Genomic DNA, 10,472 nt, shown 5'->3' on the forward strand with positions numbered 1-10,472 from the left:
TTCAGATGTCCAATATGTATTGTAGTCCTACAAACGCAATCATTTGTTTACAGGTTTCCCCTTTACTTTTCCGCCCGCCCGTGCTACAATGACTGCACAGTCGTAATCTAATTTCCATTATGATATAAGAGGGTTCCAGCTATGAGTTTTAAGATCATTGTCGACAGCTGCTGCGATCTGACCCCTGCCCAGCTCCGTGAGGACTGCTTTGTCAGCGTCCCGCTGACCATCCGGGTGGGAGAGCACGTCGTGGTGGACGACGCCTCCTTTGACCAGGGCGACCTGCTCTGGCGGATGAAGGAGAGCGCCACGGCCCCCCAGTCCTCCTGCCCCTCCCCCATTCAATATCTGGAGGCCTTCGACTGCGGCGCCGACGACCTGTATGTGGTCACCCTCTCTGCCCTGCTCTCCGGCTCCCACAATTCGGCGGCCCAGGCCCGGAATCTCTGGCTGGAGGATCACCCCAACTCCAATGTGCACATCTTCAACTCCTGCTCCGCCTCGGCGGGCGAGGTTCTGGTGGCCCTGAAAATCCAGGAGCTGGCCCAGTCGGGTATGGATTTCACCACAGTGGTCAGCCAGGTCTCCCGCTACATCAATGAGATGGAGACCTACTTTGTGCTGGAAACCCTGGACAATCTGCGGAAAAACGGCCGGCTCACCAGGGTGCAGTCCCTGGTTACTAGCACCCTGCACATCAAGCTGCTCATGGGCGCCACCCCTGAGGGGGAGATCTGCAAAAAGGGCCAGGCCATGTCTATCAAGCAGGCCCTGTCCAAGATGGTGTCCCTGATGGCGGCGGATCCCAAGCACGAGGGGCGCCGGCTGTCCATCGTTCACTGCAACTGTCTGGAGCGGGCTTTCCACGTCAAGGAGCTGGTCATGAAGCAGTGCCGCTTTGGGGAGATCCTCATCAGCGATACCGGCGGCATCAGCACCGTCTATGCCAACGACGGCGGCATCGTCGTGGCCTATTGATTTCGATCAAGCCATTCCGTAACCGCCCGGAGGAAATTTCCTCTGGGCGGTTGTTTTTTGCCCCTGCCTGTGCTATCATGGCAAAAATAGTTTCGGGAGGTGCTTTTATGAACTACACCATCCGCCCCATCGGGCCGGAGGACGCGGAGGGGGCCGCAGCCCTGCGCCGCATGCCGGGCGTGTTCGAGAATACCCTGGGTCTCCCCTCCTACCGCACCGCCGACAGCAAGGCGTTTATCGCCGGGCTAGGGCCCGACGACCACAACTTTGTGGCCGTTCTGGACGATGGCACGGTCATCGGCTGCGCCGGGCTCACGGTCTGCTCCAATCCCCGGATGCGCCACGCGAGCAGCGTGGGACTCTATGTCCATACCGATTACCAGAACAAAGGGGTGGGCACCGCCCTCATGGAAACACTGCTGGATCTGGCGGACAACTGGCTCATGCTGGTGCGGGTGGAGCTGGAGGTCTACGCCGACAACGAGCGGGCCATCCATCTCTATGAGAAGCTGGGCTTTGAACAGGAGGGCCTGCTGCGCATGACCACGGTGCGGAACGGCCGCTATGTGGACGAGTACAAGATGGCCCGCATTCGTCCGGGGGTGACCGCACCATGACCTACGCCATCCGCCTGTACCAGCGCTTCGGCTTTGAGACGGAGGGCCGCAAACGGGAGGCCGCCGTGAAAGCGGGGGACTACGTGGACATGCTAGTGATGGCCCGGCTGGGAAATCGCTGATGTCCCAGGGCAGATTGTTTGAGCTGCTCTGTCTCCTGCTGGAGCGGGGCCGCATGACCGCGCCGCAGCTGGCGGAGCACTTCGAGGTATCGGTGCGCACCATCTACCGGGATATCGACGCACTGTCGGCGGCCGGGGTGCCGGTATACAGCACGCCGGGCAAGGGCGGCGGGGTGTCCCTGCTGGAGGGCTATACCCTCCACCGGGCCGCTTTCACCGAGGAAGAACAGCAGCTGCTGCTCACCGCTCTGCGGAGCCTGCCCGGGGACGCCGGTCAGGGGACGGCGGGGACCCTGTCCAAGCTGTCCGCCCTGTTCCGGCGCCAGGAACCGGACTGGCTTCAGGTGGAGCTGTCCCGATGGGGGAGCGCCGGGGCCGACAACGCCAAATTCGTCCAGCTCAAGGAGGCCATTCTGTCCCGCCGCGTCCTGTCCTTCACCTATGTGGGCGCCTCCGGCCAGACCACCCGCCGCAGCGTCCTCCCCGCCCGGCTGGTCTTCAAGGGCCGGGACTGGTACCTCCAGGGATTCTGCCTGGAGCGGGCGGCCTACCGCACCTTCAAGCTCACCCGGATGCTGGAGCCGGAGCCGGGCGCCCCCTTTCAGCGCCCCCTCTCTCCCCCGCCCATCGAGGCTGGAGAGCCGCCGGAGGGCTTCTGCGTGCCTGTCCGCCTGCGCTTCTCCCCCGCCCTTGCCTACCGGGTCTACGACGAATTCGACGAGGGCTGCGTCACCCGCGGGGCGGACGGCAGCCTTGTGGTGTCGGTAAGCTTCCCGGAGGATCCGTGGCTCTATGGCTATCTGCTCTCCTTCGGCCTGGGGGTGGAGGTATTGGAACCGGAGCGCCTGCGGAAACGGCTGGCGCTGCTGGCGGGAAAAATGGCGGCGCATCACGGAAACCATGACACGGGGTGTCAGGATAACTGTGATAGGATGGAGCCATCTCAATCACAGGAGGAATCTCACATGAATCACACCTTTTGTCAATCCTGCGGCATGCCCATCGACGCCCCGGCCCTCCGCGGCACGGAGCGGGGCGGCACGCCCAGCGAGCACTACTGCAAATACTGTTATCAGGAGGGAGCCTTTACCGGAGAGATGACCATGGAGGAGATGATCGACTTCTGCACTCCCATGATGGTGCGGGCCAACCCCGAGCTGACCCCCGAGCAGGCCCGGGCGCAGATGGCCCAGTTCTTCCCCAGTCTGCTCCGGTGGCGCAACTAATGGACTGGAACGCCATCTATCCCGGGCCGGAGGAGCCCACAGCGGAGCAGCTCTCCGCCTATGTATCCCATCCGCTGTGGGAACCATTGAACCGCTGGATCTGTGAAGCCTATTCCCTTTCCCGTATTTACAGCTACAGCAGCTGTTCCATGGGGCGGGGCTGGAACGTCAAGTACCGCTCCGGCGGCAAGGCCCTGTGTACCCTCTACCCCGCCTCCGGCGCCTTCGCCTGCCTGGTGGTGGCCCCGGCCCAGGCGGAGGCCCTTCTCCCCACCCTCTCGGAGTATACCCAGGCCTGCTGGCAGGCGGTCAAGCCCATGGGCTCCGGGCGGTGGCTGTCCCTGGAGGTGGACTCCCCGGAGGTTGTGGAAGACATCAAGACCCTGCTGATGTTGAAGCGCCCGCTGAAAAAACAGGGACAGGCATAGCCTGTCCCTGTTTTTTATGGTATAATAGCGGGAAAGCGGCTCTTACGCTTGCATTTCAGCCGTTTTGCCGCCCCTTGCGGGGCAGCCGGAAAACATATCACAATTATACCATTCCGCTCATGCTTCCTGGTATACGAACAAAATCTGCTGCTTGAGGTATTCACTATGTCACTGACCCTTCGCCACGAGGCCCCCGCCGACCGCCGCGCCGCGGAAACGCTGGTGCGGGAGGCCTTTTGGAACGTCTACAAGCCCGGCTGCGACGAGCACTACTATCTCCATCTGCTCCGTCAGTCCCCCGCCTTCCGCCCGGAGCTGACCTTCGTATGCGAGGCGGACGGCGTCCTGGCCGGGCAGATCGCCTGCGCCTCCAGCTCCATCGAGCTGGAGGCAGGCGGGTATCTGGACACCGTCACCTTCGGTCCCCTGGCCGTCCTCCCCTCCTTTCAGGGAAAAGGACTGGCCCGCGCCCTGGTGTGCCATGCCCTGCGGCAGGCCCAGGCCCTGGGGGAACAGGCCGTGGTGATTCTGGGCGATCCCCGGCACTACGGCCGCTACGGCTTCTGGTGCGGAGAGCGCTGGGGCATCTCCCTGGAGAACGGCCAGTACCTGCCCGGCCTCCAGGCAGTGGAGCTGGCCCCCGGCTCCCTGGCAAACGCCGCCGGGCGCTTCCGCGAGGGCTTTGCCTATGCCCCCGACGCGGCCGCGCTGGACGCTTTTGACGCCCTTTTCCTCGTAAAGGAAAAAGCCATTACAGATTTTCAACAGGAATTCCAGGTGATGTGCTCCCTGGGACACGAGGTGATTCCCAATGGATTTATGCAATGAAAAGGACATCCGCGCCCTGCTGGGCCGCCACGGCTTCCGCTTCTCCAAAAGCATGGGCCAGAACTTTCTCATTGAGGGATGGGTACCCAGGGACATCGCGGAGGCCTCCGGCGCAGGCCCGGATACCGGCGTGCTGGAGATCGGCCCTGGCATCGGCCCTTTGACGGTGCAGCTGGCCCGGCGGGCGGCCAAGGTAGCGGCCATTGAGCTGGACCGCACCCTCTATCCCATTCTGGCCGAGACGCTGGCCCCCTACCCCAACGCCGAGGTGGTGCCGGGGGACGCCATGAAGCTGGATCTGGCCGCTCTTGTGTCTGACAAGTTTTCTGGCCTTACAGCGATTGCCTGTGCCAACCTCCCCTATAACATCACCACACCGGTACTCACCGCCCTCATTGAGGCCGGGTGCTTCGCCTCCATCACGGTGATGATTCAGCGGGAGGTGGCCCTGCGCATCTGCGCCGCCCCCGGTTCCAGCGATTATGGGGCGTTCTCTGTGTTCTGCCAGTATCACACCCAGCCGGAACTGCTCTTTGAGGTGGGGCCGGAGTGCTTCCTCCCCGCCCCCAAGGTCACTTCGGCGGTAATCCGGCTCGTCCCCCGCTCCGCCCCTCCTCAGAATCTGGTGGACGACAGCTTTTTCTTCCAGGTGGTCAGAGCCTCCTTCGCCCAGCGGCGCAAGACGCTCCTCAACGGCCTCTCCTCCGCCTTCGGCAGCCGCCTGTCCAAAGACGCGCTGCGGGGGGCCATCGAGGCCGCCGGACTGCCCGCCGATATCCGGGGCGAGCGGCTGGGTATCCCTGAATTTGCCACTCTGGCCTCCGCCCTCCAGAACCGTCTCTGAGCCAGTATACCGGGCAGTTTTTGCAAATCCGACGAAAAGGACTTGCAAAAACCGCCCGTTTCTTTTACAATACAGCTAACAGAATTTTCTGCATTACATCACAAAAGGGGGACACTTTCATGGCATTGACAAGCAACCGCGCGGTACTAGCATGGATTGACGAGATGGCGGCCATGACCCAGCCGGACCAGCTCGTTTGGATTGACGGCAGCGAGGCCCAGCTAGAGGAGCTGCGGAAGCAGGCCTGCGCCAGCGGGGAGATTGAGAAGCTGAATGAGGAGAAGCTCCCAGGCTGCTACCTCCACCGCACAGCGGTAAACGACGTGGCCCGGGTGGAGGACCGCACCTTCATCTGCTGCAAAAAGCAGGAGGACGCCGGCCCCACCAACCACTGGATGGACCCCCAGGAGATGTACGCCAAGCTGAAAAAGCTTTACACCGGCGCCATGAAGGGCCGCACCATGTATGTGATCCCCTACTCCATGGGCGTGGTGGGCTCCCCCTTCGCCAAGTACGGCATCGAGCTGACCGACTCCATCTATGTGGTGCTCAACATGGCCATCATGACCCGGGTGGGCCGGGCCGTGGCCGACGTGATGGGGGACGACTTTGTCAAGGGCCTCCACGCCAAGGCGGACATTGACCCCGAGAACCGCTACATCGTCCACTTCCCCGAGGACAACACCATCATGAGCGTCAACTCCGGCTACGGCGGCAACGTGCTGCTGGGCAAGAAGTGCTTCGCCCTACGCATCGCCTCCCACCTGGGCCGCCAGCAGGGCTGGATGGCGGAGCACATGCTGATTTTGGGCGTGGAGAACCCCCAGGGGGAGGTGCGCTACCTGGCCGCCGCCTTCCCCTCCGCCTGCGGCAAGACCAACCTGGCCATGCTCATCCCCCCGGAGCACTACCAGAAGGCGGGCTGGAAGGTCTGGTGTGTGGGGGACGACATCGCCTGGCTGCGCATCGGCGAGGACGGCCGGCTGTGGGCCATGAACCCGGAGTACGGCTTCTTCGGCGTGGCCCCCGGCACCAATGTCAAGTCCAACCCCAACGCCCTGGCCACCACCCGACAGGACACCATCTTCACCAATGTAGTTCACAACCTGGACGACAACACCGTGTGGTGGGAGGGTCTGGACAAGAATCCCCCGGAGCACGCGGTGGACTGGCAGGGCCGCCCCTGGAACGGCAAGACCTCTTCGGAGAAGGGGGCGCACCCCAACTCCCGCTTCACCGCTCCGGCCAAGAACTGCCCCTGCATCTCCCCCGAGTTTGAGAGCCCCCGAGGCGTGCCCATCTCCGCCATCGTCTTCGGCGGCCGCCGAGCCAGGACCGCCCCCCTGGTCTATCAGTCCCGGGACTGGACCCACGGGGTATTTGTGGGCTCCATCATGGCCTCGGAAACCACCGCCGCCGCTGCCGGCGCGGTGGGTGTGGTACGCCGGGACCCCATGGCCATGCTCCCCTTCTGCGGCTATCACATGGGCGACTACTGGCAGCACTGGCTGGACATGGGGGAGAAGCTGGGAGACAAGGCCCCCAAGATCTTCAACGTCAACTGGTTCCGCACCGACGACGACGGGAACTTCCTCTGGCCCGGCTTCGGGGACAACCTGCGGGTGCTGGAGTGGATCTTGAAGCGCTGCTTCGGTGAGGTCGAGGCGGTGGAGACCCCCATTGGCTGGGAGCCCCGGCCCGAGGACATCGATCTGGAGGACTCCGGCGTGGAGCTGGACACCCTCAGGGGCCTGCTGGGCGTGGACACCGCCCTCTGGCGGGACGAGGTCAAGGGCATCCGGGAGTTCTACCAGAAGTTCGGCGACAAGCTGCCCCGCCAGCTCTCGGAGGAGCTGGATGTCCTGGATGCCCGGCTCAACTGAATCGAGCCGATGGGAATAAGCAGGGCCCGCCGTGCCAGCACGGCGGGTCCTGCTTTTATCTCCGCAATGACCCTCCGGCATCTCCGTGCATAGGATGGAGCAAAAAGGAGGTATCCCTATGCCCATCATCTATCTCTCCCCCTCCACCCAGGAGAACAACCTGTATGTCAACGGGGGCACCGAAGAGGAGTGGATGAACCGCCTGGCCGACGCCATGGAGCCCTATCTCACCGCATCCGGTATCCGTTACTCCCGCAACACCCCCGACATGACTGCCGCCTCGTCCATCCGTGCCTCTAACGCTGGCAACTACGACCTGCACCTGGCCCTCCACTCCAATGCCGCCCCGGAGGGGCAGTACGGTCAGATCCGTGGAATTCTGGTGTTCTACTATCCCGGCTCTGTCCAGGGGCAGCGGGCGGCCACATTGGTGGCGGACGGGCTGAAAACCCTCTATCCACTGCCCAACCGGGTACGGGCGGAGCCCACTACCTCCGTCGGAGAGGTACGCCGTGTCCGCGCTCCCTCCGTCTTTCTTGAGCTGGGCTACCACGACAACGCGGACGATGCTGCGTGGATTAAAAACAATCTGGAGGCCGTGGCCCGCAACATCGTGCTCTCCCTGACCGAATACTTCGGCGTGCCCTTCCTGGAGCCTCGCCCCTCGCGTCCTGCCGTAGTGGATGTCTCCTGGGGCTATCTCAATATCCGGGATAAGCCGGACACCTCTTCTCCTGTCCTGGCCAGGGCCTATGATGGGGCGCGGCTCACCGTCCTCAACCAGTGGCAAAACTGGTATGTGGTGCGCTTTGACAGCGTGGTGGGTTGGGCCAACGCGGATTTCATCACCCTGCTCTGAGGTACTGCCATGCTCATCCACGTAGTCAAACCCGGCGATACTGTCTACTCCATTGCCCTGGAGTACGGCATTCCCATGTCCCAGCTCATCTTGGACAATGGCCTGGAAACCTCCTCCCGTCTGGCTGTAGGGCAGGCGTTGGTGGTTCAATTTCCAACCCAGACCCACACGGTCCATCCCGGAGAAACCCTGGCCTCCATCGCCGCGGCCTATCAGCTCCCACTGCGCCAGCTCTACCGCAACAATCCCATACTCGGCGGTATCCCGGAGATCTATCCTGGCCAGACCCTGGTGCTCGCCTACGACAGCACGCCGGAGGCCACCCTCTCCGTCAACGGCTACGCCTATCCCTTTATCGACCCGGCGCTGCTCCAATCCACCGTCCCTTATCTCACCTATCTGACCCCCTTTACCTATGGCTTTACCCCTGACGGCACGCTGGTGGAGTTGGACGACGAGGCCCTGCTCGCCGCAGCCCGCCAAGGTGGAGCCGCTCCTCTGATGCACCTGTCCACCCTGACCGAAGAGGGCGGCTTCTCCAATGAGCTGGCCCACTTGGCCCTCACTCAGCCTGCGGTACAGGATACGCTGGTTGACAATCTGGAGGCCATGCTGGTGCAAAAGGGCTACCGGGGGCTGGATGTGGATTTTGAATATGTCTACGCCGAGGATGCGGGGGCCTATGCCGCATTTCTGGGCCGCCTCACAGAGCGGCTCAATCCCCTGGGCTATCCGGTTATCGCCGCCTTGGCCCCCAAAATTGCCGCCGATCAGCCTGGAACACTGTATGAGGGCCACGACTTCGCCGCCATCGGTGCGGCAGTTAATCAGGTACTCCTTATGACCTATGAGTGGGGCTATACTTATAGCCAAATAAGTTATATGTGATAATTTTTCAAGAAAAAGCGGGTGCCATAGTCAGGTACCCGCTTTTTCTTCCCCCATATCTTTTTCGATCAGCCCCACGATATAGGCGTTCAGGCTCATGCCCTCCTGCTGGGCGCGGGCCTTTATTTTCTCCTTTGTGCCTCCCTGCACACGGATCGTGATGTGATCCAGCTTTTCCAGGTACCGTTTATTCCCTTCCAAATGCGCTTTCGTAGCCACTTACATCACCTCGGCTTTACTATATCACATTTCGGTTCATGCATCCATGTATAATCTGCACAAATTCATGCATACATGTTTGTGCGGAATACCTCTTGAAATACATGCATGCATGTATTATACTATGCTCGTAAGGCAGGGATGCAAAATCTCTTACAGAAAGGAGTGAGGTGAATGGACGAAATGAACGTGACAGAGGCATTGCTAAAGGCAATCCTCGAACTCATTGAGAAGTGCGACACGCTGGAAGAGCTCCGGGAAAGCGTCAAGCGCATCATGAATGAGTAAAAAGTGGGGCGGCTGACCCTCACAAAGCCACCGCCCCACACACCGAAAAGGTGAGCCGGGAGCCTTACCCCGGCCACCTTGATTATAACAGCGTAAGGCAGAGGAATCAAGGAGGAAACACGAGATGTTAAATCAGGAAATGAGAACCGTAACCATGAGCCGTGCGGATATGTGCCGCATCAGAACCGCTCTTACATCGGTAATGCTGAGCTTTGACGAGGGCAGCAGCAGCCGGGAAATGTGGAAACGTATCCGGGCCGATCTAATAGCTCAAATCTAGGATCAAGACCCGCAGGATGACGAATAAACAAACACCCGCCCCGGAGGTGACGAGGGCAGAAGGGAGCACACCATGACAAACTATTGGGAAGCCGATTTTCTCCTGGTCTGTGACGGCCGGGAACATGTATGGCGCGAGCTCACCCCGGAGGCCCAAGCGCGGATTCACCACGAGTTCGGCCTGGGCAGTACACGCGGAGAACTCTTTCCCGATGATTTTGATCATACCAGCAAATAAGCACAGCGCCCCCGAGGCCCGCAGGCCCCGGGGGCATTCATATTTCCAATCGCTTGGCAATTTATTTTTCTTCATGCTGGTCGCCGCCCAGCTTGTCCCCCGCGCCGTCCACAGTGGACTCCAGGGCGGCGATGGCCTTTCGGAGCCAGGCGGGTACAGGCGCGCCGAGGGCTCCGGCGTTCTCCACGAGGGAGCCCAGCTCTGTCATGATGTACCAGACGAGCACCAGCACGGTGAGGAACACCGTGTAGTCGAAGGGCAGCTCCAGTGCCGGAATGTTGGCGAGGATCAAACCAATTACTCCGTCCAGGATAGCGGCTACCAGGACGGCCACCACGGCCCCCAGCTTGTGCCACAGGCCGTCCCTGGCCACCTTGGACGACCACTTCCCCGCCCGCACAGCGGCGGCGGTGCCGGTAGCGTAATCCAGCAGCATACAGATCACCCAGGCCACCACCAGCCAGCCAAACCAGCCCCACAGGGCGGTCAGGCAACCCAGCACGGCCGCGATGGTACCCTTAATCCCGTTGATGTGCTCCATGTCACTCGTCCTCCCGTACATAGTCGGCCATCTTGCCGATGAGCGCCTGGACGTTGGCGGCGGAGTAGTCCCCGGCCCGCCAGTAGTCCGGGCTGTTGATGATGCCCGCCTCTGCCAGCGTGTCCACGTCGGTGTCCAAGTCGGACACATCCGCCGCCCCGCCCTGGCAGAGGGCTAGGAACGCCTCCCAGGCCCCGGCTGTGGCCCGGATGGTCTTGGGACAGTCCTTGCCGT

At 61.8% G+C, this 10,472-nt stretch carries 13 protein-coding genes and 1 pseudogene; 10 read left to right on the forward strand and 4 right to left on the reverse strand.

Annotated features, from left to right (window positions below):
- Nucleotides 1-141: 141 nt before the first annotated feature.
- From HMPREF0372_RS10180 to HMPREF0372_RS10220, 10 genes are all read left to right on the forward strand, one after another.
- Nucleotides 142-978, forward strand: coding sequence for a DegV family protein (locus tag HMPREF0372_RS10180; protein ID WP_007491858.1), 837 nt, complete (start codon nt 142-144; stop codon nt 976-978).
- Nucleotides 979-1,085: 107 nt separating this feature from the next.
- Nucleotides 1,086-1,595, forward strand: a complete 510-nt coding sequence (locus HMPREF0372_RS10185; RefSeq protein ID WP_007491860.1) for a GNAT family N-acetyltransferase — start codon at nt 1,086-1,088, stop codon at nt 1,593-1,595.
- A complete protein-coding gene (locus HMPREF0372_RS21040; RefSeq protein ID WP_007491862.1) occupies nt 1,592-1,717 on the forward strand; it encodes a GNAT family protein in 126 nt (41 codons plus the stop codon). The genes HMPREF0372_RS10185 and HMPREF0372_RS21040 overlap by 4 nt, the downstream gene beginning before the upstream one ends.
- Nucleotides 1,717-2,943 carry a zinc ribbon domain-containing protein gene (locus tag HMPREF0372_RS10190; RefSeq protein WP_007491864.1) on the forward strand — a complete coding sequence of 409 codons (1,227 nt, stop codon included), beginning with the start codon at nt 1,717-1,719 and terminating at the stop codon, nt 2,941-2,943. Before HMPREF0372_RS21040 ends, HMPREF0372_RS10190 begins: the two co-directional genes overlap by 1 nt.
- Entirely contained in the window at nt 2,943-3,371 is a 429-nt protein-coding gene (locus HMPREF0372_RS10195) for a DUF3788 domain-containing protein (RefSeq protein WP_007491866.1), read from the forward strand. The genes HMPREF0372_RS10190 and HMPREF0372_RS10195 overlap by 1 nt, the downstream gene beginning before the upstream one ends.
- A 165-nt stretch (nt 3,372-3,536) precedes the next feature.
- Nucleotides 3,537-4,199, forward strand: a complete 663-nt coding sequence (locus tag HMPREF0372_RS10200; protein WP_007491869.1) for a GNAT family N-acetyltransferase — start codon at nt 3,537-3,539, stop codon at nt 4,197-4,199.
- Nucleotides 4,183-5,043, forward strand: coding sequence for a 16S rRNA (adenine(1518)-N(6)/adenine(1519)-N(6))-dimethyltransferase RsmA (gene rsmA / locus HMPREF0372_RS10205; protein ID WP_007491870.1), 861 nt, complete (start codon nt 4,183-4,185; stop codon nt 5,041-5,043). Before HMPREF0372_RS10200 ends, rsmA begins: the two co-directional genes overlap by 17 nt.
- A 119-nt stretch (nt 5,044-5,162) precedes the next feature.
- Nucleotides 5,163-6,926, forward strand: coding sequence for a phosphoenolpyruvate carboxykinase (GTP) (locus HMPREF0372_RS10210; protein ID WP_007491872.1), 1,764 nt, complete (start codon nt 5,163-5,165; stop codon nt 6,924-6,926).
- A 118-nt stretch (nt 6,927-7,044) separates the two neighbouring features.
- Complete coding sequence (locus HMPREF0372_RS10215; RefSeq protein ID WP_009256798.1) at nt 7,045-7,785, forward strand: N-acetylmuramoyl-L-alanine amidase; 741 nt, start codon at nt 7,045-7,047, stop codon at nt 7,783-7,785.
- A 9-nt stretch (nt 7,786-7,794) separates the two neighbouring features.
- Nucleotides 7,795-8,673: a LysM peptidoglycan-binding domain-containing protein gene (locus HMPREF0372_RS10220; RefSeq protein ID WP_007491875.1), complete on the forward strand. Its 879-nt coding sequence runs from the start codon at nt 7,795-7,797 to the stop codon at nt 8,671-8,673.
- A gap of 30 nt (nt 8,674-8,703) precedes the next feature.
- Here HMPREF0372_RS10220 and HMPREF0372_RS19715 read toward each other — a convergent pair whose 3' ends face one another.
- The 4 genes and pseudogenes from HMPREF0372_RS19715 to HMPREF0372_RS20095 form a co-directional block, all read right to left on the reverse strand.
- Nucleotides 8,704-8,892: a toxin-antitoxin system HicB family antitoxin gene (locus HMPREF0372_RS19715; RefSeq protein WP_007491877.1), complete on the reverse strand. Its 189-nt coding sequence runs from the start codon at nt 8,890-8,892 to the stop codon at nt 8,704-8,706.
- A 550-nt stretch (nt 8,893-9,442) separates the two neighbouring features.
- Nucleotides 9,443-9,772: a hypothetical protein gene (locus HMPREF0372_RS20365; RefSeq protein WP_207635683.1), complete on the reverse strand. Its 330-nt coding sequence runs from the start codon at nt 9,770-9,772 to the stop codon at nt 9,443-9,445.
- Nucleotides 9,759-10,238 (reverse strand): phage holin family protein, encoded by a 480-nt coding sequence (locus HMPREF0372_RS10225; RefSeq protein ID WP_039997204.1) that lies wholly within the window; start codon nt 10,236-10,238, stop codon nt 9,759-9,761. Before HMPREF0372_RS10225 ends, HMPREF0372_RS20365 begins: the two co-directional genes overlap by 14 nt.
- Nucleotide 10,239: 1 nt before the next feature.
- Nucleotides 10,240-10,472: pseudogene (locus tag HMPREF0372_RS20095) on the reverse strand (N-acetylmuramoyl-L-alanine amidase); the annotation flags it as partial.

The organism is Flavonifractor plautii ATCC 29863 (assembly GCF_000239295.1).
Taxonomy (GTDB): Bacteria; Bacillota; Clostridia; order Oscillospirales; family Oscillospiraceae; genus Flavonifractor; species Flavonifractor plautii.